This window comes from Mycobacterium hippophais, assembly GCF_027529605.1.
Taxonomy (GTDB): domain Bacteria; phylum Actinomycetota; class Actinomycetes; order Mycobacteriales; family Mycobacteriaceae; genus Mycobacterium; species Mycobacterium arseniciresistens.
The window spans coordinates 328,799-353,061 of the sequence record NZ_JAPZPY010000001.1; the positions used below are offsets into that span (position 1 = coordinate 328,799).

Consider the following 24,263-nt stretch of genomic DNA (forward strand, 5'->3'; position numbering starts at 1 on the left):
CTGGTCAGTGGGGCCGTGCAGGCCCGGACAGGAGCACCTCGTGAGTGAGCACCGCACCGCAGTCGTCATCGGCGGCGCCTCCGGCATCGGATGGGCGACCTCACGGGCGCTGGCCGCCGACGGCTGCCGGGTGGTGGTCGCTGACCTGAACGCCGACGGCGCGCGCGGGCGGGCCGGTGAGCTGGGCGAGCCGCACACCGCGGCGACCGTCGACGTCACCGACGAGGGGTCGGTGCAGCGGCTGTTCGACGATCTCGGCGCGGTCGACGTCGTGGTGAACTGCGCCGGGTTCAGCAACGTCGGGCTGATCGTCGACATGCCGGTGGAGCAGTGGCGGTCGGTGATCGACGTCTGCCTCACCGGCGCCTTCATCGTCGCCAAGCACGCAGGCCGGCGGCTGACCGAAGGCGGCGCGCTCGTGTCGATCTCGTCGCTCAACGGCAGGCAGCCGGCCGCCGCGATGAGCGCGTACTGCGCGGCCAAGGCCGGGCTGTCGATGCTCACCCAGGTCGCCGCGCTGGAGCTGGGCCCGCGGGGCATCCGCGTCAACGCCGTCGCACCGGGATTCGTGCACACCCCGCTGACGCAGCCCGCCGCGTCGATCCCCGGTGTCGTCGAGGAGTACATCGAGAACACCGCGCTGGGACGGGCAGGCACGCCCGAGGACATCGCGGCGGCCGTGGTCTTCCTGTGCTCGCCGCAGGCGTCCTGGCTGACCGGGGAGGTCCTCGACCTCAACGGCGGAGCGCACCTCAAGCGCTACCCCGACGTGTTCGGCCATGTCATGAGACTCGCCGAGGCGCACTGATGGCGACCACCGGCAGTCCCGAGTTCACCGACTCGCAGAAGCGGGCGCTGGCGGTCGCAACGGTGCTCGCGCTGGCGTTCGCCGCCTACTTCCTGCGCACCTTCTTCATCCTCGTCGTGGTCGCGGCCGTCGTCGCGTACCTGTTCAACCCGCTCTACGAGCGGTGCAGGCGGCGGTTCGGCACGGGCCTGTCGGCGACCCTGACGCTGCTGGCGGTGATCGGCGCGATCATCGTCCCGGTGAGCGGGCTGGTGTTCTTCGCGGTCGTCCAGATCACCAGCATGGTGACCAGCGTGTCGGCGTGGATGGCCAGAACCGACCTCGGCGCCCTAGGCACCAGGGCGATCGCCGTGGTCAACGAGACGCTGGCGAAGGTTCCGTTCCTCGACGACTTCCGGGTGACGCCCGACCTGCTGCAGGAACGCACCGCCACGGTCGCCCAGCACGCCGGCGAGTACCTGCTCGGCATCCTGCAGGGCGCCGTCGGCGGCCTGGTCGGCGGCGTCACCGCGGCCGTGCTCTTCCTCTACGTGTTCATCTCGCTGCTGACCAACCGCGACAAGGTCGCGATGCTGATCCGCAAGTTGAACCCGCTCGGCGAGGAGATCACCGACCTCTACCTGGAAAAGATGGGCGCGATGGTGCGCGGCACCGTCTTCGGCCAGTTCGTGATCGCGCTGGCCCAGGGCTTCGCCGGCGCCGTGTCGATCTACATCGCCGGTTTCCACCAGGGGTTCTTCATCTTCGCCATCCTGCTGACCGCGCTGTCGGTGATCCCGCTGGGCGGCGGCATCCTCAGCATCCCGGTCGGCATCGGAATGATGTTGTTCGGCAACGTGTTCGGCGGCATCTTCGTCATCGCGTTCCACCTGCTGGTGGTGACGAACATCGACAACGTGCTGCGGCCGATCCTCGTCCCGCGGCAGGCCCGGCTGGACTCCGCACTGATGCTGCTGGCCGTGTTCGCCGGCATCGCCATGTGGGGCTTCTGGGGCATCGTGATCGGCCCGGTGGTGATGATCGTCGTCGTCACCACCGTCACCGTCTACCTCGCGGTGTACAAGGGCGTGCCGCTGGACCAGTTCGACGAGGAGGGCGAGGAGAAGAAGCCGGGCAGGCTGCGCAAGCTCCTCACCCGCGCGCGCAGGCAGGCGCCCGCCGCCGAGCCGGAACACGACTCGGACGACGGCGCCGACGGTCCCGCACCCGAGCCGGTCCGGCCCGCCGAACCGCGCGCGTAGTCTGCCTGCACATGGTCACCAACACCGCCGCACCCCGGAGCAGAGCGGCACTCGCCTTGGCGATCTCGGTGCTGGCCGTGGTCGCCGCGTCGGTGATCGGCGGGCTGGCCTCAGCCACCTCGGCGCAGGACTATGCACGGTTGGAGCAGCCCTCGTGGGCGCCGCCGTCGTGGGTGTTCGGTCCGGTGTGGACGGTGCTCTACGGCCTGATGGCGCTGGCCGCCTGGCTGGTCTGGCGCACCGGGCCGTCCGAGCAGACCCGCCGCGCGCTGACGCTGTACGCCGTCCAGCTCGTGCTGAACGCGGCGTGGACGCCGCTGTTCTTCGGGTTGGGCTGGCGCGGGGTCGCGTTCGCCGAACTCACCGTGCTGCTGGTCGTCCTCGTCGCGACCGTCGCGCTGTTCTGGCGGCGCTCGGTGATCGCAGGCGCGCTGCTGGTGCCCTACCTGCTGTGGTCGACGTTCGCGCTTGCTCTGAATTTCGCCGTCTGGCAGCTGAACAACTAGCCCGACTTCAGACGCCGGGTGAGGAACTCCACCACCCGCTTGCGCGCCTCGTAGGCCGGATGCCCGTCGACCTCGCGGACCTCGCGGGTCAAAACCGAATGCGACATCACGCCGAAGCCGTGCTCGTTGCCCTTCCCCGCGTCGATCTCGATCACCTCGAACGCGTCGCCGAGCCGGTCCTTGAGTGTGCGGAACCGCTCACCGGGCGCCAGCGGGTCCTTGCTGAACCGCAGCGCCAGCGCGCACAGCCCGTCCTCGTCGGCGCGCTGTTTGACGATCCGCAGTTCGCGCTCCGAGAGCCCCGGGTCGCGCTTGTGCCTGCCGGTGAGCGCCAGCGGCACCGAGGGCTGGCTGAGCACCGGGGCCAGCACGCTGTCGTCGACGGCGGCGGCGAGTGCGAAGCCGCCGGTGAAGCACTGCCCGATCACGCCGACACCGGGTCCGGGGGTGCGGCCGTTGAGGTCACGAGCCAGCGCGCGCAGGTAGTGCGCCACCGGCCGGTCGGCGTTGGTCGCGAACGCCGCGAACTCCTTGGACACACAGCCCTTCAGCAGTACGGGCACCGCGCCGGGACCGAGTGCCGGCTTCCCCGGCGTGCCGAACAGCGACGGCGCGGCGACGGTGAAGCCGCTGTCGACGAGGTGGTTGCCGAGCGCGAGCACGCCCGGGTGCAGGCCGGGCATCTCGGGGATGAGCACCACACCGGGGCCCTCGCCCCTGCGGTACACGTCGTGGGTGTAGCCCGCCGCGGTGAACGGCTCGCAGCTCCATCCGGTCAGGTCTGCTTCCGGAGCCGCTCCGGCGGGGATATTCGATTCCGGCGCGGTCATCGCTGCTCCTGGGGCTAGGGGACGGTCAGCGGCCGCTGACTCTGCGTCGCCTGCGCCAGCGTACGGTACTCGTCTGTACCACCGGCGCCGGTGATCGCGATCTGAGCCGGGCCGCCCGGGCCGTCAAGCCTGGTGGTCCACACCGGCTCCGCGTCCTCGCCGCCTTCGTAGACCACCCACGACCGGCCTGCCACGTCCTGGGTGCCCCTCGGGTAGGCATCCGGATTGATCGAGCCGACCAGCGCGTCCTCGTCGGCGTTGCTCTGCGTCAGGCTCAGGTACATGCCGGTGGGCGCCAGATAGCCGACCCTCGTCGCCACGGCGCGCACGGCCTGCCCGGTCGCGGGATCGGTGCGGCCGCCGTCGATGCCCTCGCGGCCACCGGAATTGGCCCGCCAGCCCTCAGGCAACACCGGCACGCGCACCGGGATGCGCAGCGCGTCGGCATCGGCGCGCAGCGCGGCGGGCGCGTCGAAATTCGGTACCCGGCCCTCTCCCGGCCCGGCGGGCGCGAACGAGCACATGCCCAGCACACCGGCCAGCACGACGCACGCCAGCACCAGCGGACCTATCGACCAGAACATGTCCCGGCCGTCGTGGAGCAGCCGTGACTTCGGCTCCTTGGGAGCGGGCTGCGGCTGCGTCATAGCTGCCAGTATCCCAGCTCCCACCGGTGCATCCCCTTCTGGGACAATCACCGCATGCCTGATCGCCGCCGAGAGGCCCCCGACCGCAACCTCGCCCTCGAACTCGTCCGCGTCACCGAGGCCGGCGCCATGGCGGCGGGCCGCTGGGTGGGCCGCGGCGACAAGGAAGGCGGCGACGGCGCGGCCGTCGACGCGATGCGCGAGCTGGTCAACTCGGTGTCCATGCGTGGCGTCGTCGTCATCGGCGAGGGCGAGAAGGACAACGCGCCGATGCTCTACAACGGCGAGGAGGTCGGCAACGGCGACGGCCCGGACTGTGACTTCGCCGTCGACCCCGTCGACGGCACCACGCTGATGAGCAAGGGCATGCCGAACGCGATCTCGGTGCTCGCGGTGGCCGAGCGCGGCGCGATGTTCGACCCGTCGGCCGTCTTCTACATGAACAAGATCGCCGTCGGGCCCGACGCCGTCGACGCCATCGACATCACCGCGCCGATCGGCGAGAACGTGCGCTCGGTCGCCAAGGTCAAGGGACTGTCGGTGCGCGACGTCACGGTGTGCATCCTGGACCGGCCGCGGCACGAACAGCTGATCGCCGACGTCCGGGCCGCCGGGGCACGCATCCGGCTGATCTCCGACGGCGACGTCGCGGGCGCGATCTCGGCGTGCCGGCCCGGCTCCGGCACCGACATGCTCGCAGGCATCGGCGGTACGCCCGAGGGCATCATCACCGCGGCGGCGATCCGCTGTATGGGCGGCGCCATCCACGCCCAGCTGGCGCCGACGGACGACGCGGAACGGCAGAAGGCCATCGACGCCGGTCACGACGTCGACCGCGTCCTGAAGACCGAGGACCTGGTGTCCGGGGAGAACGTGTTCTTCTGCGCCACCGGCGTCACCGATGGGGACCTGCTGCAGGGTGTGCGGTATTCCGGCGGCGGCTGCACCACTCAGTCGATCGTGATGCGCAGCAAGTCCGGCACCGTCCGCATGATCGAGGCCTATCACCGGCTGTCCAAGCTCAACGAGTACTCCGCTGTCGACTTCACCGGTGACAGCAACGCCGCCTATCCCCTGCCGTAAGAACTCCGACAACCCAAGGGACACATCACACAATGGCCGACAAAGACGTCGAGTACCGCATCGAGCACGACACCATGGGCGAAGTCCGGGTGCCGATCGACGCGCTCTGGCGTGCGCAGACCCAGCGCGCCGTGGAGAACTTCCCGATCTCGGGCCGCGGCCTGGAGCGCACCCAGATCCGGGCGTTGGGACTGCTCAAGGGCGCCTGCGCGCAGGTGAACAAGGATCTCGGGCTGCTCGACCCGGAGAAGGCCGACGCGATCATCGCCGCCGCCGCTGAGATCGCCGACGGCCGCCATGACGACCAGTTCCCGATCGATGTTTTCCAGACCGGGTCGGGCACCAGCTCCAACATGAACACCAACGAGGTGATCGCGAGCATCGCCGCGCAGAACGGCGTCACGGTGCACCCGAACGACCACGTCAACATGTCGCAGTCGTCGAACGACACCTTTCCGACTGCCACGCACATCGCGGCGACCGAAGCCGCTGTGCGGCATCTGATCCCGGCACTCGAGGTGCTGCACGAGTCGCTGGCCGGCAAGGCGCGGCAGTGGCGCACGGCGGTCAAGTCCGGCCGCACGCACCTGATGGACGCGGTGCCGGTGACGCTCGGCCAGGAGTTCGGCGGCTACGCCCGCCAGATCGAGGCCGGCATCGAACGGGTGAAGGCGACGCTGCCCCGTCTCGGCGAACTGGCGATCGGCGGCACCGCCGTCGGCACCGGCCTCAATGCCCCCGACGGCTTCGGCCCCAAGGTCGTCGAGGTGCTGGTGGACCAGACCGGCGTGGCCGAATTGACCACGGCCAAGGACTCTTTCGAGGCGCAGGCCGCCCGCGATGGGCTGGTCGAGGCGTCCGGCGCGTTGAAGACCATCGCGGTGTCGCTGACCAAGATCGCCAACGACATCCGCTGGATGGGCTCCGGTCCGCTGACGGGGCTCGGCGAGATCCAGCTGCCCGACCTGCAGCCGGGCAGCTCGATCATGCCCGGAAAGGTCAATCCCGTTCTGCCCGAGGCGGTCACGCAGGTCGCCGCGCAGGTCATCGGCAACGACGCGGCCATCGCCGTCGGCGGGTTGTCCGGCGCGTTCGAGCTCAACGTCTACATCCCGATGATGGCCCGCAACCTGCTGGAGTCGTTCAAGCTGCTGACCAACGTGTCGCGGCTGTTTGCCGAGCGGTGCGTTGACGGCCTGGTTGCCAACGAGGACCACATCCGCGAGCAGGCCGAGTCGTCGCCGTCGATCGTGACGCCGCTGAACTCCGCCATCGGCTACGAGGAGGCGGCCAAGGTCGCCAAGGAAGCGCTCAAGGAGAAGAAGACGATCCGCCAGACGGTCATCGACCGCGGCCTGATCGGCGACAAGCTGTCACTCGAGGAGCTCGACAGGCGCCTCGACGTGCTGGCGATGGCGAAGGTCAAGGACGGCGACTGAGCCCACCCAGCGCGATTTCGGCGCGCTCACGTTCACTGAGCGAACGTTTCCGCGCCGAAATCACTAGGGGACGCGGCGGTCGGTGATCGGGCCGCGGGTCAGGTCGCGCCGCAGGTTGGCCAGCATCGACCGGTACTCAAGCACCGGACTCTCCGTCTGCCCACCGTGGAGGAAGCCGTCGCCCATGTCGGCCATCGCCTCGGCCGACGAGTAGCGCGGCGTCCAGTCGAGTTCGGTTCGCGCGCGGGTGGTGTCGAGCAGCGGCACGGTGAACGACAGGTCTAGCCAGCCCTCGTCGATCGGCTGCAGGCGCGCCCGCCAGCTCAGCGCGACGGCGGTGCGCAGCAGACCCGACGGGACGTGCACCGGCTTGGCGCCCAGCGCCTCGGCGACGTCGTCGCGGCGCACCGGCGGCTCGGCCGCCAGGTTGAACGCGCCCGCGGCGCGGCGGTCGATGGCAGCGACATACGCCGCGGCGACATCCGAGGCGTGCACGATCGGCACCACCAGCGAACGGTCGAGCGGTAGCACGGGCAGGAACCTCAGCCAGCTCGGCTCGATGAATGCCGGCAGGGAATAGCGGCGCAGTCCGCCGGCGGCGTCGCGCTGCACGATGAAGCCGGGCCGCATCCGGGTGATGGTCACGCCGTCCGGATTGTGCTTCTCGTACCCGTCGAGCAGGGCCTCGGCGGCGGACTTGTGCCGGCTGTAGGCCGACGACGGGACGCCCGCGGTTGACCACGACTCGTCGACGTACTGGCCGTAGCGGCCGGGCGCGTAGGTGCCGACCGACGACATGTGCAGCAGGTGACCGACACCGGCGGCGTCCGCCGCGGTCAGCACCGCACGGGTGCCGCCGACGCCCTGGGCCTCCAGGTATTCGATGTTGCGGGTGGGTTGGAAGCCCCACGCCAGATGCACCACGCAGTCGGCGTCCTTGACGATCGGTTGCAGCCGTAGCGTGGCGTCCCGCTCGGCGAGGTCGACCTGGTGCCACTTCGCCGAACGGTAGATGCCCGAATCGGGCGGTCGCCTGCGAGCGACGCCGGTGACGTCGTAGCCGCCGGCCTCGGCGAGGGCGGTCAACAGAGCAGTGCCGACGTTGCCGCTGGCACCGGTGATCACGACACGTGTAGCCATGGTCCTGCCATACCCGTCGCGCCGCGGCTCAACCCCTCACCAGACCAGGGGTACCAGGAACCGCTGGGCGTAGGAGCGCACGGCGTCGTCGTCGCGGATGTCGAGGGCGGGCGTCGGCACCTGGGCCAGCGAGCAGGCCAGCCGGATGTGCAGTTCGGCGACGGCCTGCAGGTCGGCGTCGGGCATCGTGGCACCCGACGCGCGCAGCGCCTTGGCCATCGCGGTGGACGCGCTGGTGAGGAAGGTGACGGCCTCGGCGTAGACGCCGGCCACCGACGTCATCTCCGCGTCGGGTTGCAGAAAACGCTGGATCACGGGTTCGGTGCTCATCAGCCGCAACCCCTCGCAGAAGGCTGCGACCGCAACGTCTTTGGGCCCGGAGTCGATGCCGACCGTGCGCAGCCGGACCATCGCGGCCTCGAATGTGCGCCTGCCGAGTTCGGTGATCAGCAAGTCGCGGCTCGGGAAGCGCCGGTACAGCGTGCTGCGGCTGACACCGGCCTGCCGGGCGACGACGTCCATGCTGGCGCGGCCGATGCCGACGAGCGCGACCTCTTCCGCGGCGGCCTTGAGGATCGCCTCCTCCTGCTCGGAGGGCGTGGCGGTGCTGCGCGAACGGGCCATCGCTACCAGTGTGTCACCCGACGGGGCATCCGCTCGGCGGCCCGAACGAGTCGAGGGACACCGAGCGGTGCAGCCGGACCAACTTCTCGTACTGCAGCCGGTTGTAGGCCAGCGGGATCAGCAGCAGCCGGTCCGGCAGCGTGCGCCAGATCAGTTGCAGCACCCGGGTGTACACGGCGAACTCGGCGTCGTGGCGGGACTGCCAGTCGAAGCCGGTGAGCTCGCGGACGCCGGGATGCATGATGCCGAACGAGCACACTTTGATCACGCGCCCGGCGACCGGCCGGACGGCAGCCCACAGCGGCGTCAGCCCGGCCCGAAGTGGCGGCGGCAGGAGAAGCGTCGGCAGCGGCAACCGGGTGAGGTTGTCAACGACGCGATCGAGGAACGGGTTGGCCGCGAGCTCGGTCGCCACCATCCGGTCGTAGTAGCTCACCGCGTCGGCGTGCGTGGCTGGCAGTCGGCCGGCCTTTCCGGGCAGTTCGATCGACCTGAAAGCCTCGAGGAGCTGCTGGTAGGCGGCTTCGCATTCGGCCGGGTTCAGCGCGATGCCGGTGGCCGGGGTGAACGAGTTCAGGGTGATGAAGATGCCGCTGACCGCGATCCAGTTCCACAGGTCGGGGTTGAGTGCGCTGTAGCGGGTGTCGGCGAACTCGCCCTTGCCGCGGCCGCGCACCTCGCGGTGCATCGTCTTGAGGCGCTCGCCCTCGGCTTCCCGGTCGGCGGGATCGCCCCAGATCGCCAGAAGCGCCGAGAAACCGCTGCGCACACCGCGATCGGCGAAGTTGCTCTCGAAGCGGCCGGTCCGGTCGACGGCTGCGGCGACCGGCACCAGCGCGACTTCGTCGAAGGCCGCCGCGCCGAAGACGCCGGTGAGCACGCTGCCGCTGTGCTTGCGGAACTGCCGCATCACCCACGGCCGAACCGTCGCATCCTCCGCCGCGTGGTGTACGCGCGCTGCCACTGCTTCGGTCATGACGACTCCCCTCGACCCGTTGACACAAAGACTAGACTTCTGTGTCAACGTGTCAAGGGCCTTGAGCTCACCGCATCACGGCAGGGCACCGGGGCTGAACTCCTCCAGCATCTCGGTGACCAGCGCCGCGATCGGCGAACGCTCGCTGCGCAGCAGCGTGATGTGGGCGAACAGCGGGTGACCCTTCAGCTTCTCGATCACCGCGGCGACGCCGTCGTGCCGGCCGACGCGCAGGTTGTCGCGCTGGGCGACGTCGTGGGTGAGCACCACCCGCGACCCGGCGCCGAGGCGGGACAGCACGGTCAGCAGCACGTTGCGCTCCAGCGACTGCGCCTCGTCGACGATCACGAACGAGTCGTGCAGCGAACGCCCGCGGATGTGGGTCAGCGGCAGAACCTCGAGCATGCCGCGCGAGAGCACCTCCTCGAGCACCGCGGGGCTGGCCAGGCCTTCGAGCGTGTCGAATACGGCCTGCGCCCACGGGCCCATCTTCTCGCTCTCACTGCCCGGCAGGTAGCCGAGATCCTGCCCGCCGACGGCGTAGAGCGGGCGGAACACCACGACCTTGCGCTGAGTCCGCCTCTCCAGCACCGCTTCCAGGCCCGCGCACAGTGCCAGCGCCGACTTGCCGGTGCCCGCCTTACCGCCCAGTGAGACGATTCCCACCGACTCGTCGAGCAGCAGGTCGAGGGCTACGCGCTGCTCGGCGGAGCGGCCACGCAACCCGAACACCTCGCGGTCACCGCGCACCAGCTGGACCCGCTTCGCCGCGTTGACTCGCCCGAGCGCGCTCGAAGTGCCGCCGATCAGCCGGATACCGGTGTGGCACGGCAGATCTCGTGCCGCGGTCACGTCGATCTCGCCGTCGGAGAAGAGCGTGTCGATCTCCTCGGCGGTGACGTCGAGCTCGGTCATCCCGGTCCAGCCGGAGGTGACGACGTCCTGGGCGTGATACTCGTCGGCCGCCAGGCCCACCGCGCCCGCCTTCACGCGCAGCGGAATGTCCTTGGTCACCAACGTGACCCGCTTGCCCTCGGCGGCGAGATTGGCCGCACAGGTCAGGATCCGCGAGTCGTTGCTGTCGGTGCGGAAGCCCGCGGGCAGTACCGCAGGATCACTGTGGTTGAGCTCGATGTGCAGCGTGCCGCCCTGTGTCCCAACCGGAATCGGCTGATCGAGGCGTCCGTGTTCCAGCCGGAGGTCGTCGAACATCCGCAGCGCCTGGCGGGCGAACCAGCCCAGCTCGTGGTGATGGCGTTTGGCCTCCAGTTCGCTGATCACGATCAGCGGGACGACCACTTCATGCTCGGCGAATCGCGTCGCCGCCCACGGATCGGACAGCAGAACGGACGTGTCGAGCACGTAGGTCCGGGTGGAGGAATCAGTCACGTGGCGCTCCTCGAGTCCGCGCGGCCCCGCACGAACCTCTCGGCGGACACTGCGGTCCCAGGACCGGGGCCGGCCCTCTCATCGGGTACCGCCCGGATAGCAGAGCATGTCGCTAGCCATCGACTGCGACGCTACTCCCGCAACGGCATCCGTGCCTTTCGGCGCGCCGCGTGTCGGGTGCCCGCCGGGTTACGCCTGGGTGAACTGCGCGAGGCTCGGCTCGTCGGCCACACCCCACGCCGAGATGCGGTCGGCGATGACCTTGCGCAGGGTCGCCTTGTCGAAGATGCCCGCCTCGGCCACCTGCGCCACCTTGTCCTGGTAGGCGTCGATGTCACCGCCGACGACGTCCATCTCGCCGGCGATGCGCGCGATCGCGGGGATGGTCTCGTCGCGCATGGACCCCAGGCAGTAGGCGACCAGGTTCGAGAAGAACTCCTCGTGGCGTTCCTCGTCGGCGGCGATGCGGCCGATCAGGCCCTTGAGCACCGGCTCGTCGATCTGCGCCTCGAGGTTGCGGGTGAACACCGCGTGCGCCCGCTCGAAGAGCGACATGAACACCAGCGTCTCGATCTGCGAGTGGCCCTCGGCGCGGTAGCCCTTCATCACGTGCTCGACGCGCACGTCCTCGTTCGCGGTGGGGTCCACCTCGCGGGTCACCACAAGGTAGTTGCGCAGCGCGACGGCGTGCAGGTGCTCTTCGGCGGTCCAGCGGCCGATCCAGCGTCCCCACTTGTCCTGCAGAATGAAGTTGAACACCATCTCGCGGTGATATCCGGCGAGGTTGTCCTTGGTGATGAGCAGGATCTCGACCGCGTCGGTCACCTGCTTGGGCAGCGTGACCTGTGACGGGTCCCAGTCGCGGCCGCCGAGGAAGGCGAAGTTCTCGCCCTGGTCGAACGGCACGTAATCGTGGCCGTACCAGACGTCCTCGGTGTCGATGTGCCGACGGAACTCCTGGCTGACCACGGGCTCCAGCTCGAGCAGGAACGCGTTAGGGACAGGTATCTGTGCCATGAAAGTAACTGTAACCCGAGTTCACACCTTCCCCGAAATCGGGTGCGGCGCGTCACCCGGGCGTCATCCGCTGCCACTACCGTCGCCCTGTCCGTGCCACCCACGACCGGGGGAAGACGATGTTCGAACGTATGAAGTTCATGACTCAATTCGCCGGCGCCTACCGGCAAGCGCGCGGCAACGGCGCGGCGCACGCCGCGGCCCTCGACGCAGCGACGCAGGAAACGTTGAGCCGCAGAACGGGCCGAGCTGACGACAGGAACACCGTGCCCCACCGCGTCGCCGAGGTCTGGCTGGATCCTGAGCCGGCGTGCGGCCTGGCCGACGGCGATTGGTTCGGCGACGGATCCTTCGACGTCGCGCCGCGCCACATCGACCTGCTGCGGCAGATGCGCTTTGTCTGGAACACCGCTGAGCGCGGTGCGCCCATGCTGGACCCACAACGGCCCTACGGCGGTAGGGACCTCCTGACGCAGTTGCAGGGAGCGTTCGGCGTAGAACACGACGACGATGTGGCTCGCGCGCACGTCGAGATGCTCTTCGTGCTCACTCGGGCGCTGCGGCACGCATCGCTTCCGCCGGGGCGCTACGCGCTGCACAACATCGACGCCAGGGATGTGCGTGAGGCCATGCGCGGTTACGGAGCGTCGGACGCCGACCTCGGCCTCGATGCCGATGGGATGGTCACCATCGACCATGACCAGCTACGTCTCTTGCGTGCCATCGAGGTCCGGTGGCCGTCGCGCTCCGACTGCGAGGACCGCCTCGACAGCGGCCGGTACCCGGCGGCGACGGCCGATCCAAAGCGGCCATACGGCGACTTCACCGTCATCGAGGTGGACATGGCGCGCATCCTCGGGGTGCTCCCGCCGGCCCCCGCAGACGGGATCTTCGACCCCGGCCCCGAACTCGCCGGCCGCCTGGCGCGATTGCATTGGCAGATGCTTGTCGCCATGCAGGTGTTCGTCGAAGAGGCGGACCTGTCGCCCGGCGTCTACGGACTCGGCTAGAGCGTCAGGCCCGGGTACAGCGGGTTGGCCGCCAGCATGTCGGCCGATGCGGCGTGCACCCGCGCGGCCGTGCCGTCGGCGATCGTGTACTTGGCCTTCGACGGACCGGACGACGCCTGCGTCGGGCTGGTGTTGTTGAGCACCTCGACCACCAGCTCGGCGACCCGGTCGAACTCGTCGGCACCGAAGCCGCGCGTCGTCAGGGCCGGCGTGCCGAACCGGATGCCGCTGGAGTACCAGGCGCCATTGGGGTCGTTCGGGATGGAGTTGCGGTTGGTGACGATGCCCGCGTCGAGCAGCGCCGATTCCGCCTGCCGGCCGGTGAGCCCGAACGACTGCACGTCCAGCAGCACGATGTGGTTGTCGGTGCCGCCGGTGACCAGGTTCGCGCCGCGCTTGAGGAAGCCCTCGGCGAGTGCCTTGGCGTTGTCGGCGACGTTCTGGGCGTAGGTCTGGAACTCCGGGCGACGTGCCTCGGCCAGCGCGACGGCCTTGGCCGCCATCACGTGGCTCAGCGGCCCGCCGAGCACCATCGGGCAGCCCTTGTCGACGGCAGGCGCGTACTCCTCGGTGGCCATCACCATGCCGCCGCGCGGTCCGCGCAGCGACTTGTGCGTCGTGGTGGTGGTGACGTGGGCGTGCGGCACCGGGTCCTCGTCGCCGGTGAACACCTTGCCGGCGACCAGGCCGGCGAAGTGCGCCATGTCGACCAGCAGCGTGGCGCCGACCTCGTCGGCGATCTCGCGCATCTTCGCGAAGTTCACCCGCCGCGGGTAGGCCGAGTAGCCGGCGACCAGGATCAGCGGCTTGAACTCCCGCGCCGCGGCGGCGACAGCGGAGTAGTCGATCAGGCCGGTCTGCGGGTCGGTGCCGTAGCTGCGTTGGTGGAACATCTTGCCGGAGATGTTCGGCCGGAACCCGTGGGTGAGGTGGCCGCCGGTGTCCAGCGACATGCCCAGCAGCCGCTGGTTGCCGAGCTTGTTGCGCAGGCTCTCCCAGTCCTGCTCCGACAGGTCGTTGACGTGTTTGGCGCCGAGTTCAGCCAGCCCCGGGGCCTCGATCCGGGTGGCGAGGATGGCCCAGAACGCCACCAGGTTGGCGTCGATGCCGGAGTGCGGCTGGACGTAGGCGTAAGGGGCGCCGAACAGTTCGCGGGCGTGTTCGGCGGCGATGGACTCGACGGTGTCGACGTTCTGGCAGGCCGCGTAGAAGCGGTGGCCGATCGTGCCCTCGGCGTACTTGTCCGACAGCCAGGTGCCCATCGTCAGCAGCACGGCCGGCGACGCGTAGTTCTCACTGGCGATCAGCTTCAGCGAGTCGCGCTGGTCGGCGAGCTCCTGCCGGGTGGCCGCCGCGATCCGGGGCTCGACCGATTCGATGACCTCGAGCGCCGACCGGTAGGCCGCGCTGGCGGTTCCGGCGTACTCGGCTCCGGGAGCTGCCGACGAGGTCAGAGGATCTGCAGTCATGGTGTCGAGGGTAGTCGGGCGGGCTGTCAGTCCGGTACCGGCCACCCACGCGTCGCGAACGTGCGGTCACTGCGAGATTCGGGCGCTTTCTCGCACTGGGCGCACGTTCGGCGTACGGGCGGCGAGCAGTCAGGCGGCCCGCAGCGACGACGGGATCAGCGGCTCGTCGAGCAGCCGGCCGAACCGCTGGGTGAGGCTGACGTCGGCGGGACGGGCGTCCAGCCAGCCCCGCAGCAACCGGTAGCCCTCCACGTACGTCGACGTGTAGGCCCGCCACAGCGGCGACGACAGGAAGCGCAGCATCTGCCGGGCGCGTTTGTCGTCGACCAGCAGCCAGTGCCGCAGGAAGTCGACGACGTCGTCGACGTCACGGTGCTCGTCGTGCAGCATCAACGCGGCGTCCTGCCGGACGTCGGCCAGCGCGGCCGTCGCCTCGGACACCGCCTGAGCCCGATGGCCGTCGAACCGGAGCCCCAGATCGGCGTAGATCTCCGACGCCCACGCACCCCAGTCCTGCCCGATGGCCGCGTGCAGCGCCAAGTCGGCCAGGCCCTCGGCCATCAGGCACTGCGGGGTGTTCACCAGGAAGATCGTCTGCTCGACCTGATTTTGGCCGGCCACCAATCCGAATTCTTTGCGGCAGTGCTCGGTGTGGTGGCCGGGGTAGGACTCGTGCGCGACGAGTCGCGGCAGGTTGGCCATCTGCTGCTTGAGGTCGGCGTTCACCGCGACCGTCGAGGTGTAGTTGCCGAGGTAGTAGTTGAAGCCCGACCACGGCTTGTCGGTCACCACCTCGTAGTTGATGGTCTCGGCGTCGGGCAGTGGGAAGTCGGCGCGCACACGGTCGCGCAGGGCGCTGGAGAAGGCGTGGATGCACTCCTCGAGCCGCTCCGGCGGGATCTCGTCGGCGGTGCGGTGGGCCTGCACGCGGTCGGCCAGCGGACCGTCGCCGGGGAGCGCCTCCTCGAGCTTGGCGTGGGCGGCCTCGTAGCGGGCCGGGTCGCCCTTGCCGATGCGCACGTCGAAGTAGGCCTCGACCTCGTCGACGAAGCCGACCTGTTCGCCGGCAAACTTGCGGCCCGCGCAGTCCAGCGCGCGCAGATGGGCGGCCAGGTAGTCGGCGCGCGCCTGTTCCAGTCCCCCGCTCTGCGGGATCTCGGCGAGCAGGCGTCGGGCCTGGCGGGCCAGGTCGGCGGGATCGGGCGGGGGCTCGTCGGCAACGGCGCGGCGCAGCGCCGGATCGCCGGTGAACGAGTCGACGTAGCCGTCCTCGATGCGGTCGAAGCGCAGCCCCAGCAGCAGGTACTCACGGATGAGCGTGTCGGCCTCCATGGCGGTCAACGCTACCCAGGCTCTGACGGGTCGCGCGCGTGCTGCAAGACTGGCCCCATGCCGCGGCTGAGCGAGCCGAGTCCGTATGTGGAATTCGACCGGGGTCAATGGCGCGACTTGCGCATGTCGACGCCGTTGAAGCTGACGGAGCAGGAAGTCGCGCAGTTGCGCGGCCTCGGCGAGAAGCTCGACCTGCTCGAGGTCGAAGAGGTCTACCTGCCGCTGGCCCGGCTGATCCATTTGCAGGTCGCCGCCCGGCAGCGACTGTTCGCGACCACCGCGGAGTTCCTCGGCGAGCCGCAGCAGAATCCGGACCGGCCGGTGCCGTTCGTGATCGGCGTCGCGGGCAGTGTGGCGGTCGGCAAGTCGACCACCGCGCGTGTGCTGCAGGCGCTACTGGCCCGCTGGGGCAACCACGCCCGCGTCGACCTGGTCACCACCGACGGGTTCCTGTATCCCAACGCCGAACTACACCGGCGGAATCTGATGCATCGCAAGGGTTTTCCGGAGAGCTACGACCGCAGGGGCCTGATGCGGTTCGTGACAGCGGTGAAGGCCGGCGCCGACGAGGCGTGCGCGCCGGTGTACTCGCACCTGATCTACGACATCGTGCCGGGCGAGAAGCAGTTGATCCGCCACCCCGACATCCTGATCCTCGAGGGCCTCAACGTGTTGCAGACCGGCCCGGCGCTGATGGTGTCGGACCTGTTCGACTTCTCCGTCTACGTCGACGCCCGCATCGAGGACATCGAGGGCTGGTACATCTCGCGGTTCCTGAACATGCGGGCCGGCGCGTTCGCCGATCCGAAGTCGCACTTCCACCACTACTCGACGCTGACCGACGAGCAGGCGGTGTTCGCCGCCCGCGACATCTGGCATTCGATCAACCGGCCCAACCTGATCGAGAACATCCTGCCGACGAGGCCGCGGGCGACGCTGGTGCTGCGCAAGGACGCCGACCACAAGATCAACCGGCTGCGCCTGCGCAAGCTCTGACCGCCAGCGATTTCGGCGCGCTCGCGTTCGGTGAGTGAACGGGAGCGCGCCGAAGTCGGGCGGATCAGGCCGCGATGCGCTTGACGCCGACGTACTGCAGTTCGGCGAACACCGCGGTGTAGACGCCACTGGCGAGCATCATCACCACGCCGAGCGTCGTGAGCGGCCACACGTCGGTCAACACCACGGCGACCGCCGCGACGGTGCAGATGACGTTGGCGATCGCGGCGCCGATGCCGGCGGTGCGGACGGCGGGCCGCGAGGCCAGCCAGGTGACGATGACGCCCCAGGCGATGAAGAACGCGGCCAACCCGTACGCGGCGGCGACGGGAAGGCCCAGCAGCGGGGAGAGCGGCTGTGCGGCGGCGGCGAAGACGATGCCGACGACGCCGACCGGGATGGCGTCGGCGCGCAGGGCGAAGCGGAGCAGGGAGTCGGACGTGGTGGTCGAGACTGCGGTCATGACAGTTCCTTTCAGAGTGATCGGGTGAAGACCGGTGCGGGGCGGCGCGCCGTAACCTCTTGCGGCGGCGCCCCGCACCGGCGGGGAGGGAGTCACGCCGAGAGGCGGCGCACTCCGAGGTACTGCAATCCGCCGAAGAAGGCGGTGTAGAGGGCCATCGCGAAGGTGACGGCGACGCCGGCCTGGGTGAGCGACAGGGTGCCCGCGGCCACCACGGCGATGGCGGCGACGGTGCACGCCACGTTGGCGATCGCGACGCCGATGCCCACGCCGCGCAGCGATTCCACGGCGGCCAGCGCGTAGACGATCAGGCCGTAGAACACCAGGGCGGCGCCCAGGCCGTAGGTCTGCGCGCCGGTGAGTCCGGTGAGCGAGGCCGTCGGGCCGGCGGTGGCGGCGATGAGCAGTCCGGCGACGCCGGTGAGGGTGGCGTCGGCGCGGAGTGCGAAGCGCAGTAGCGAGTCGGTGGAATCGGACAGTGGTCGGGTGATGGTGGCCATTGCGGGCTCCTCGGCATTGAGGTCGGGGTGGAACACCACTGATGTTGCTTCCGAGGCACTGCCAGATCGACGCCTGCTACTGCCAGGCGCTGCCAACCGCAGGTCAGGGGGTTGTCAGTCGTCGGCGGTGACGAGGGTGCCGCGCAGATCGGCGGCGATGACGCGGGCTGCCGCGTTCTGCCAGTTGTGCAGGGAGCGTTGGGGGACCTCGGTGACGAACCACTGCCAGGCCTTGCGGGCGACCGGGTCGAGCCCTGAGGCGGTGGCGTTCTGGGCGTAGGCGCGCACGCCGACGACGTAGGGGAAGTACAGCGAGTTGTAGTGCCGCCAGTGTTCGGTGGTGCCGAAGTCGCCGCCGTCGCGCGGTTTCAGGGCGGCGATGCGGTCGGCCAGCAGGGCGCGCAGTTCGTTGGCGCGTTCGATCGGCTGGTCGGGTGCGCCGCGGGCAGCGAGGCGCTCGTCGATGACGGGCAGCGCGGTCAGCGGGCTGGCGACGAGCTTGGACAGGTCGCCGTAGTGGCCGAGCGCGCGGCGGGTGAGGCGGGCGAAGGTGTCGTCGTCGACGTCGTCGAGCGGGTTGGCCGACCTCAGGGGCAGCGCGGCCTCGGTGCGGCGCAGCGCGGCACGGTCGGCGCGCAGGGCGGGTGAGCGAGAGAAGGCGAGGCGGTCGAGCACGCCGGCGAGCGGGTCGGCCAGCACGTTGATGGAGATGGCGATGGCGAGGCTGGTGAACAGCAGGACGGTCAGCGCGGTCGCGGCGCCGTCGGTGGCGGCGAGGCCGACGAGCGCCTGGCCGCCGAACAGGAATGCGACCACGGCGGTGGCCGTGAAGGAGCGCAGCATGTCCGCGCGCAGCGCCTGGCCCTCGTCGAAGGCGTCCCAAATGGCGACGGCGATGCCCAGCAGGGCGACGTCGAAGCCGGTGGACGCGAGGGCGAGCCAGCTGGGCACCAGGCCGAGCGGGATGATCAGGATCGCGTTGCCCAGCGCGAAGAAGAGTGTGGCGATGACGAGGAAGCCGACGACCGGGACGGGCCGGACACCCTGCAGGACGGCGCGGATCATCGCCCCGAGGGAGGACACGCTGACGACGGCGAACATCATCCAGTGGCCGGAGTTCAGCGGGCCGTCGACGGAGTCGGCCAGGTCGGCGCCGACGAGGGCGAGCGCGGCGATGACAGTGACGGCGGCGAGCTCACCGGCGCGGCCGCGCCAGGTCTCGATCGGGCGGGACAGTTCGACGACGACAGCGAACCAGGCGATGCCGGGAAGGGCGACGAGGTAAATCTCGATGCGGCCGAGAAGTTCGGATCCGGTGAGGACGCGGACGGCGTCGAGCGCGACGACGACGGCGAAGCTGGTGAGGCCAAGAGCGGCGAGCACGAGCACCGGCTTGCGGGGGTCGCGGGCGAGCAGGTACAGACCCAGCCACCAGCTCAACGAGAAGACCACCGCCGACAGCGCAGCCATGTGATCAGTGTGTCACGGGGATGAGCGCCTGCGCGAAGAGTAGATCGCCGGGTTACTTGCCGTAGCGGCGGTGCCGCTGGGTGTAGTCGCGCAGGGCGCGCAGGAAGTCGACGCGGCGGAAGGCCGGCCAGTAGGCCTCGGTGAACCACATCTCGGAGTAGGCGCTCTGCCAGAGCAGAAAGCCGGAGAGCCGCTGTTCGCCGGAGGTGCGGATGACGAGGTCGGGGTCGGGCTGACCGGAGGTGTAGAGGTTCTCGGAGATGGCCTCGGCGGTGACGGCTTCGATGAGCTGCTCGCCGTGGGCGCCGTCGGCGAGCGCCTTGCCGAGCAGGGCGCGGACGGCGTCGACGATCTCCTGGCGGCCGCCGTAGGCGACGGCGACGTTGACGTGGAAGCCGCTGCCGTTGCCGTTGGTGGATTCGACGGCGTCGCGGAGGCGGCGGGCGGCGTCGTCGCCGAGCAGTTCGAGGTCGCCGACGGTGCGGACGCTCCACTTGTTGGCCGGGGCGCAGATCTCTTCGACGACGTTGGTGATGATCTCGATGAGCTCGCCGAGTTCGTCGGGATCGCGCTGGAGGTTCTCGGTGGAGAGCAGGTAGACGGTCGTCATCTCGATGCCGGCGGCCTGGCACCAGCGCAGCATCTCGGCGATCTTGGCGGCGCCCATGCGGTAGCCGTAGCTGACGTCGTCGTGACCTTCGTCACGGGCCCAGCGGCGATTGCCGTCGCAGAGAACGGCGATGTGGCGGGGCAGTTGGGATTTGGACCGCGCCAGCTCCTGGCGCAACCGCATCTCGTAGACCCGGTAGGCCGGCTCCTTGAGACGCGGGGGAATGATGTCCACGACGATCAAGACTACTGTGACGTTCGGGTACTCCAATGGCATTGGTGGAGGTGAGATGGCTCAGATCGATACCGCTGACGAAGCCCAGCAACAGCCGCCGCGGGTGTACGCGGAGGACTTCCCCGAGGCTGTCGTCGATCAGGTCGCGCAGTTCTTCGGGAAGCCGAGGGCGCGCGGGTGGATCCACGTGTACTCGGCGATCGTGGCGCTCATCGCCGGCGCGGCGCTGGTCTCGGTGTCGTGGTCGCTCGATTCGCTGCGGGCCGGGATCGCGACGCTGATCTACACGTTCACGATCGTGGCGATGTTCGCGGTGAGTGGGACGTATCACCGGGTGAACTGGACGTCGCCGTCGGCTCGCAAATGGATGAAGCGGGCCGACCATTCAATGATCTTCATCTTCATCGCGGGCAGTTACACGCCGTTCGCGATGCTGGCCCTGCCCGAGCGCAGTGGCGTGGTGCTGCTGGCGATTGTGTGGGGCGGGGCGCTGGCCGGGGTGCTACTCAAGATGTTCTGGCCGTCGGCGCCGGCGTGGGTCGGGGTTCCGCTGTACATCCTGTTGGGCTGGGTGGCGGCGTGGTTCATCGGGCCAATCATGGACGGCGCGGGTGTGGCGGCGGTGGTGCTGCTGATCGTCGGCGGCGCGCTGTACTCGATCGGTGGGGTTCTCTACGCGGTGAAGTGGCCGAACCCGTGGCCGACGACGTTCGGACATCACGAGTTCTTTCATGCGTGCACGGCCGTCGCGGCGATCTGCCACTACATCGCGATGTGGTTCGCGGTGTTTTAGGGGGCGGCGCTCGGCGATCGCGCTGCCGCGCTACGTCAATCCGCCAGCTCTGTTGATTCGAAGCCCTGACGCTGCATCGAGGTGAGCACTCCGGGGTTTGCCAATAGATCGAGTAGCGCGGCGGGCCCCAGTGTCGTTTATCATCGGCGGTGCCTTATGAAGAGCCCTAGCCTGGAAGGGTCAAACTGCTCTTCGACTCGACGCAATCAGTCGGCCACGCTCGCGTCGATAACCGCCGACTTGCGCCGCCGATTGAGGTGCGATCATTTCGAGGCCTGAACGACGCTTTACAATTCCGACAAGTGTGTTCAGGCTAGGCGCCAGGTCCGGTCACGCTGCCAAGCACTGGTCATGGGTTCTTGCCGGTACCGACGCTGCCGCCACCTCTCGGCATTAGGCCGCGTCACACGCGGAATTGACAGCCTTAACTAAGTAGGTAGCGGTCTGCGCGAGGAAACTATCCCTTGGCGAGTATGTGGGTAGGGCTTTGACATAACCGCGCCGATACTGTGCTGCAGTTATAGCGAAATCCTCGAAAAGCGGATTGTCACTGGATCGGCCCATCGCTTCGAGCGAGTCGGCGTTTTCGGACATTACCGGGCCGACCGCATCGATGACCGCTCGCTGTTCGGCCGTCCAGTCGCTTGCGGAGATTTCAGCGTCGATGCGCTGCCACGCCGCAGTGTCATCGCTGATGCTGTTTATAGCCGCTGCCCAATCGGTACAGACGGGAATCCGCTGCTTAAGAAACATGAAATCCTCACCGTCCATAGACGATGTAGCCGTCGATGGCGCCTGAGGCGAATCCACGAGTGGTGCCACCTGCGGTGCGGCTGCATACTGAATCGACGCGCAGACGTTATTTAATGCTAGGCCGAATGCGTCCGAAACGACTATCGCCCGATTGTGTTCCGGTCGATAAGAAGGAATATTGTCGACAAAAGAACCAGAGTAAGCGATAAATTGTTCATATAGCTCACGCATAACCCTGTGCGGCGTCTGCTTGGCAAGTTTAGTTGCGGCTTCGGCGGCTGCCGACATTGCTTCACCCGCCGCTTCGTACTGCGACTTCTGCGCAGGAGACCAAATGTCAGCCGAGACTTCGCGGTCACGATCTGACCAGCTTATGGTTTCCAATCTATCTGCGTATTCATTGCCGATGCGACTCCATGCAGCGCATGTCAGGTCATCGGTGATGATGTCAGCCGGCCCAGTATCGTTCGCACTCGCGAACTCCGAGTCACTGTTTCGCGCCGTGGGGTCAGCGCCACCATCCCCACCTTCCTCGCTGGCAGGCTGCATGACGAGGACAGTGATGACCACCGCTAGAGCGATCGCCAGCACGACAGCGATACCTCCGAGGATCCACTTGCCCCGGCCGCCCTTCGGCGGCTGACCACCCGGGCCACCCGGCCACTGGTGCTGCAAACCATAACCTCCGCTGAACCCCTGCGGTGGCATCCCACCCTGCTGATTCCCCCACTGCGGTGGCACCCCACCGCCCGGTTGACCTTCGCCATGAGGCGGCTGCGAACCGTACGGATCCGGCGGGGGAGGCAAAGTCATCGGCACACCTTCACGTCGATCGGCATCACAGTCACACGATTATTGGAGCCATCCCGACCTCAGACGGGGCTGGGTCGTCCTTCTCTGGAGCTTCTCTTAAGCATCGAACCGACTTCCGCGCGCCCGGCCTCGGACGGCGCAGCACAAGACCCCTCGTCCTTGGCATCTCGTCGTCGCAGCCCACAAAAAAGACGCCGATTAGTATGCCGACCGCGTCGCACATGAAGAAAGCGTCACGAGGGCTGAAGCTCCGACAGGGCATCCGACGTGAGCACTCCGAGGTGCTGCCAGTAGATCCAGTCGGCGATGGCTGCGCGCAATGTTGTGGCGTCAGCGGCTGTGTGCGCCGCGTATAAGGACTTTTCCTGTGAGTAGTTCGCGTACTCGATGAAAGCCTTCAGGTGGAACTGCCCGCGCTCGTCGGATTGGCTCATCATCGGCTTCATCACGTTGAACCACTTCTGGAAAGTCTCGTCAGCCGGAGGGGTCCCGTCGGCCGGCGCGACGGGCAACAACTCAGGAAGGTCCGCGTCGCTGACCGCCGCCAACTGCGCCGCCGCTTGAGGCGCAATCACTTCGAGGCGCGAGCGGCCCTGCATCTGCCCGTTCTCGGGGATGTCGTCAGGTTGCAGAATCATCTTCGCCGCACCGGGGTCGAAGCCCTGGAACTGTGACTCTGTCGCGATGACCATCCGCAGAGCCGTACTGTGCTGCTCTGCCCAACCCTTGAGAGTCAACATCGGATAAGTCGCCCACTTGCCGCGGTCGACCGCCGGGATCGACTCGTCGGCGCTGGCCATCTTCACCTGCTCAGGCAGTTTGACGCCATCGGGGATGTAGCCAATGCCGTAGCTGTTCGCGACCACAATTGTGCCGTCGACCGTCAGTGCCGTCACCCAGTAGAAGCCGAAGTCCTGCGTCGGAATCGCGTTGAGCGCAGCAGCGATTCGGGTCGCCACTTGGGACGGATCGTTGCCGCGGCGGCTGACCGCTGCGATGGCGTCACGTTCGCGCCGAGCTGTCGATACCGGGATGGGCGCTGCAGCCGCGGCGCCGGCCGGTGGCGCCGAGGCCGGCGCCATGGGTGGCGGAGCCATCGGCGACGGCGCAGCGGGCGACACTGTAGGCGGTGGCGCTAGCGGCATACCGCCCATACCGCCACCGGTTACCGGCGAGCCAGTGTTCAGCGGAGCGGCAGGTGTCGATTGGCCAACCGGTGCAGCATTGCTCGGTTGATTGGCCGACGGATTGTGTCCAGCCGCCTGCGTTGAGGTGTTCGTCGGATCTGGCGCAACGGGTGCCGTCTGAGCGACCGGCGCAGTCGGCGAACTGCCCGCCGACGCCGGATTCATCGAAGGCTCAGCCTCCGCGTATCCCTGCATAAAAGCTTCGACTGGATTCGACGGCGTGTGGCCCGCCTGGCTGGCGTTGGTAGCGGTCATGTCGGACGACGCATTATCTGGCGCTTCGTATGGCGAACTCACTGGGCTCGTAGTGCTAGTTGCCCCTGGCGTTCCCGTAGGCGAAGACCCACTTCCGCCTGTCACTCCTGAACCATTCGACGAAAGGTTCTGCAGCTGCGGCGCACCCCTGCCAGGCGGCGCCGTCGAGCTAGGCGCTGCGGGCATACTCGGGACCGGAGCCGGACTTGCATGTGGTGGAGCCGAAGTTTGCGGGTCAGAAGGCGTGCTGCCCATTTCTGAACCCAACTCAGTGGACGGCGGGCCGTCCTTCGGGACAGGGACAGGCGCGTTCGCCGTCGGCGTCGCAGGAGGGGTACCCGGATCTTGCAACGCCGCCTGACCTCCGGTGTCAGCGGCTGGTGTGTCGCCACTCGCACCCATCCCGGGCGTGTAATTGACCGGCGTCGCTACACCCTGCGCAGAATCCTGATTTGGTGGCCTCTCGGGATACGGCGGGACCCCGGGTGGAGCTGCAGGGCCACCTAGAAATCTTGCTGCAGCATCAACACTATCGTAATTTTTTGACCAGGCCGCGTTCACGATACTTTCGATATCAGCTGTCGGGTCTGACCCTGACTCTTTGGCATTCGCCTTCGCCGTTCGAATATCATTCTGCGCTTTAATGACCTCTTGACGAATGACGCCCTTTGTAATAGC

Annotated in this window: 23 protein-coding genes; 8 read left to right on the plus strand and 15 right to left on the minus strand. The window is 68.3% G+C overall.

Annotated elements, in window-relative coordinates:
• The first annotated feature begins 40 nt into the window (after nt 1-40).
• From O6P37_RS01610 to O6P37_RS01620, 3 genes are read left to right on the plus strand one after another with little or no spacing between them, the layout of a single operon-like run.
• Nucleotides 41-808 (plus strand): SDR family NAD(P)-dependent oxidoreductase, encoded by a 768-nt coding sequence (locus O6P37_RS01610; RefSeq protein ID WP_269892423.1) that lies wholly within the window; start codon nt 41-43, stop codon nt 806-808.
• The gene (locus tag O6P37_RS01615) at nt 808-2,049 is read left to right on the plus strand and encodes an AI-2E family transporter (RefSeq protein WP_269892424.1); all 1,242 of its coding nucleotides are present in this window, start codon (nt 808-810) and stop codon (nt 2,047-2,049) included. Before O6P37_RS01610 ends, O6P37_RS01615 begins: the two co-directional genes overlap by 1 nt.
• A gap of 11 nt (nt 2,050-2,060) precedes the next feature.
• Nucleotides 2,061-2,555: a TspO/MBR family protein gene (locus tag O6P37_RS01620; RefSeq protein WP_269892425.1), complete on the plus strand. Its 495-nt coding sequence runs from the start codon at nt 2,061-2,063 to the stop codon at nt 2,553-2,555.
• On the opposite strand, the gene O6P37_RS01625 is transcribed toward O6P37_RS01620, so the two are convergent.
• Both O6P37_RS01625 and O6P37_RS01630 read right to left on the minus strand, forming a co-directional pair.
• Nucleotides 2,552-3,385, minus strand: coding sequence for a dienelactone hydrolase family protein (locus O6P37_RS01625; RefSeq protein ID WP_269892426.1), 834 nt, complete (start codon nt 3,383-3,385; stop codon nt 2,552-2,554). The genes O6P37_RS01620 and O6P37_RS01625 overlap by 4 nt on opposite strands.
• A 14-nt stretch (nt 3,386-3,399) precedes the next feature.
• Nucleotides 3,400-4,032 (minus strand): DUF4245 domain-containing protein, encoded by a 633-nt coding sequence (locus O6P37_RS01630; protein ID WP_269892427.1) that lies wholly within the window; start codon nt 4,030-4,032, stop codon nt 3,400-3,402.
• Between the two features lie 54 nt (nt 4,033-4,086).
• Here O6P37_RS01630 and glpX point away from each other — a divergent pair, with 54 nt between their 5' ends.
• Both glpX and O6P37_RS01640 read left to right on the plus strand, forming a co-directional pair.
• Entirely contained in the window at nt 4,087-5,115 is a 1,029-nt protein-coding gene (glpX, locus tag O6P37_RS01635) for a class II fructose-bisphosphatase (protein WP_269892428.1), read from the plus strand.
• 32 nt (nt 5,116-5,147) lie between these two features.
• On the plus strand, nt 5,148-6,554 hold the full coding sequence (locus O6P37_RS01640; protein WP_269892429.1) for a class II fumarate hydratase: 1,407 nt from the start codon (nt 5,148-5,150) through the stop codon (nt 6,552-6,554).
• 63 nt (nt 6,555-6,617) lie between these two features.
• Here the strand turns inward: O6P37_RS01640 and O6P37_RS01645 are convergent, their stop codons facing one another.
• The 5 genes from O6P37_RS01645 to O6P37_RS01665 form a co-directional block, all read right to left on the minus strand.
• Complete coding sequence (locus O6P37_RS01645; RefSeq protein WP_269892430.1) at nt 6,618-7,694, minus strand: NAD-dependent epimerase/dehydratase family protein; 1,077 nt, start codon at nt 7,692-7,694, stop codon at nt 6,618-6,620.
• Between the two features lie 36 nt (nt 7,695-7,730).
• Nucleotides 7,731-8,318 carry a TetR/AcrR family transcriptional regulator gene (locus O6P37_RS01650; RefSeq protein WP_269892431.1) on the minus strand — a complete coding sequence of 196 codons (588 nt, stop codon included), beginning with the start codon at nt 8,316-8,318 and terminating at the stop codon, nt 7,731-7,733.
• 13 nt (nt 8,319-8,331) lie between these two features.
• Nucleotides 8,332-9,294: an oxygenase MpaB family protein gene (locus tag O6P37_RS01655; protein ID WP_269892432.1), complete on the minus strand. Its 963-nt coding sequence runs from the start codon at nt 9,292-9,294 to the stop codon at nt 8,332-8,334.
• A 75-nt stretch (nt 9,295-9,369) separates the two neighbouring features.
• A complete protein-coding gene (locus O6P37_RS01660; protein ID WP_269892433.1) occupies nt 9,370-10,683 on the minus strand; it encodes a PhoH family protein in 1,314 nt (437 codons plus the stop codon).
• Nucleotides 10,684-10,872: 189 nt separating this feature from the next.
• Nucleotides 10,873-11,700 carry an acyl-ACP desaturase gene (locus tag O6P37_RS01665; protein ID WP_269892434.1) on the minus strand — a complete coding sequence of 276 codons (828 nt, stop codon included), beginning with the start codon at nt 11,698-11,700 and terminating at the stop codon, nt 10,873-10,875.
• A 140-nt stretch (nt 11,701-11,840) separates the two neighbouring features.
• Between O6P37_RS01665 and O6P37_RS01670 the strand changes: the two genes are divergently transcribed.
• Complete coding sequence (locus O6P37_RS01670; RefSeq protein ID WP_269892435.1) at nt 11,841-12,710, plus strand: hypothetical protein; 870 nt, start codon at nt 11,841-11,843, stop codon at nt 12,708-12,710.
• Here the strand turns inward: O6P37_RS01670 and O6P37_RS01675 are convergent.
• Both O6P37_RS01675 and O6P37_RS01680 read right to left on the minus strand, forming a co-directional pair.
• The gene (locus O6P37_RS01675) at nt 12,707-14,179 is read right to left on the minus strand and encodes a glycine hydroxymethyltransferase (protein WP_269892436.1); all 1,473 of its coding nucleotides are present in this window, start codon (nt 14,177-14,179) and stop codon (nt 12,707-12,709) included. The two genes, O6P37_RS01670 and O6P37_RS01675, sit on opposite strands and share 4 nt — an antisense overlap.
• Before the next feature lie 129 nt (nt 14,180-14,308).
• Nucleotides 14,309-15,511: a DUF885 domain-containing protein gene (locus O6P37_RS01680; RefSeq protein WP_269892437.1), complete on the minus strand. Its 1,203-nt coding sequence runs from the start codon at nt 15,509-15,511 to the stop codon at nt 14,309-14,311.
• A 57-nt stretch (nt 15,512-15,568) separates the two neighbouring features.
• Between O6P37_RS01680 and coaA the strand changes: the two genes are divergently transcribed.
• Entirely contained in the window at nt 15,569-16,507 is a 939-nt protein-coding gene (gene coaA / locus O6P37_RS01685) for a type I pantothenate kinase (RefSeq protein WP_264012781.1), read from the plus strand.
• A gap of 64 nt (nt 16,508-16,571) precedes the next feature.
• Here coaA and O6P37_RS01690 read toward each other — a convergent pair whose 3' ends face one another.
• The 4 genes from O6P37_RS01690 to O6P37_RS01705 form a co-directional block, all read right to left on the minus strand.
• Nucleotides 16,572-16,970, minus strand: a complete 399-nt coding sequence (locus tag O6P37_RS01690) for a hypothetical protein (RefSeq protein WP_269892438.1) — start codon at nt 16,968-16,970, stop codon at nt 16,572-16,574.
• Between the two features lie 92 nt (nt 16,971-17,062).
• Entirely contained in the window at nt 17,063-17,470 is a 408-nt protein-coding gene (locus O6P37_RS01695; protein ID WP_269892439.1) for a hypothetical protein, read from the minus strand.
• A gap of 114 nt (nt 17,471-17,584) precedes the next feature.
• Complete coding sequence (locus O6P37_RS01700; protein ID WP_269892440.1) at nt 17,585-18,940, minus strand: hypothetical protein; 1,356 nt, start codon at nt 18,938-18,940, stop codon at nt 17,585-17,587.
• Nucleotides 18,941-18,992: 52 nt separating this feature from the next.
• Nucleotides 18,993-19,784, minus strand: a complete 792-nt coding sequence (locus O6P37_RS01705) for a (2Z,6E)-farnesyl diphosphate synthase (RefSeq protein ID WP_269892441.1) — start codon at nt 19,782-19,784, stop codon at nt 18,993-18,995.
• 55 nt (nt 19,785-19,839) lie between these two features.
• On the opposite strand from O6P37_RS01705, the gene trhA reads away from it, so the two are divergent.
• A complete protein-coding gene (trhA, locus tag O6P37_RS01710; protein ID WP_269892442.1) occupies nt 19,840-20,577 on the plus strand; it encodes a PAQR family membrane homeostasis protein TrhA in 738 nt (245 codons plus the stop codon).
• 393 nt (nt 20,578-20,970) lie between these two features.
• On the opposite strand, the gene O6P37_RS01715 is transcribed toward trhA, so the two are convergent.
• Both O6P37_RS01715 and O6P37_RS01720 read right to left on the minus strand, forming a co-directional pair.
• On the minus strand, nt 20,971-21,921 hold the full coding sequence (locus O6P37_RS01715) for a hypothetical protein (protein ID WP_269892443.1): 951 nt from the start codon (nt 21,919-21,921) through the stop codon (nt 20,971-20,973).
• Between the two features lie 455 nt (nt 21,922-22,376).
• On the minus strand, nt 22,377-23,225 hold the full coding sequence (locus tag O6P37_RS01720) for a secretion protein EccK (protein ID WP_269892444.1): 849 nt from the start codon (nt 23,223-23,225) through the stop codon (nt 22,377-22,379).
• Nucleotides 23,226-24,263: the final 1,038 nt, after the last annotated feature.

Coding starts and splice junctions, on each gene's coding strand:
- O6P37_RS01615 (WP_269892424.1), top strand. CDS start 808: ATGGCGACCACCGGCAGTCCCGAGTTCACCGACTCGCAGAAGCGGGCG.
- O6P37_RS01620 (WP_269892425.1), top strand. CDS start 2,061: ATGGTCACCAACACCGCCGCACCCCGGAGCAGAGCGGCACTCGCCTTG.
- O6P37_RS01625 (WP_269892426.1), bottom strand. CDS start 3,385: ATGACCGCGCCGGAATCGAATATCCCCGCCGGAGCGGCTCCGGAAGCA.
- O6P37_RS01630 (WP_269892427.1), bottom strand. CDS start 4,032: ATGACGCAGCCGCAGCCCGCTCCCAAGGAGCCGAAGTCACGGCTGCTC.
- glpX (WP_269892428.1), top strand. CDS start 4,087: ATGCCTGATCGCCGCCGAGAGGCCCCCGACCGCAACCTCGCCCTCGAA.
- O6P37_RS01640 (WP_269892429.1), top strand. CDS start 5,148: ATGGCCGACAAAGACGTCGAGTACCGCATCGAGCACGACACCATGGGC.
- O6P37_RS01645 (WP_269892430.1), bottom strand. CDS start 7,694: ATGGCTACACGTGTCGTGATCACCGGTGCCAGCGGCAACGTCGGCACT.
- O6P37_RS01650 (WP_269892431.1), bottom strand. CDS start 8,318: ATGGCCCGTTCGCGCAGCACCGCCACGCCCTCCGAGCAGGAGGAGGCG.
- O6P37_RS01655 (WP_269892432.1), bottom strand. CDS start 9,294: ATGACCGAAGCAGTGGCAGCGCGCGTACACCACGCGGCGGAGGATGCG.
- O6P37_RS01665 (WP_269892434.1), bottom strand. CDS start 11,700: ATGGCACAGATACCTGTCCCTAACGCGTTCCTGCTCGAGCTGGAGCCC.
- O6P37_RS01670 (WP_269892435.1), top strand. CDS start 11,841: ATGACTCAATTCGCCGGCGCCTACCGGCAAGCGCGCGGCAACGGCGCG.
- O6P37_RS01675 (WP_269892436.1), bottom strand. CDS start 14,179: ATGACTGCAGATCCTCTGACCTCGTCGGCAGCTCCCGGAGCCGAGTAC.
- O6P37_RS01680 (WP_269892437.1), bottom strand. CDS start 15,511: ATGGAGGCCGACACGCTCATCCGTGAGTACCTGCTGCTGGGGCTGCGC.
- coaA (WP_264012781.1), top strand. CDS start 15,569: ATGCCGCGGCTGAGCGAGCCGAGTCCGTATGTGGAATTCGACCGGGGT.
- O6P37_RS01690 (WP_269892438.1), bottom strand. CDS start 16,970: ATGACCGCAGTCTCGACCACCACGTCCGACTCCCTGCTCCGCTTCGCC.
- O6P37_RS01695 (WP_269892439.1), bottom strand. CDS start 17,470: ATGGCCACCATCACCCGACCACTGTCCGATTCCACCGACTCGCTACTG.
- O6P37_RS01700 (WP_269892440.1), bottom strand. CDS start 18,940: ATGGCTGCGCTGTCGGCGGTGGTCTTCTCGTTGAGCTGGTGGCTGGGT.
- trhA (WP_269892442.1), top strand. CDS start 19,840: ATGGCTCAGATCGATACCGCTGACGAAGCCCAGCAACAGCCGCCGCGG.
- O6P37_RS01720 (WP_269892444.1), bottom strand. CDS start 23,225: ATGGCGCCGGCCTCGGCGCCACCGGCCGGCGCCGCGGCTGCAGCGCCC.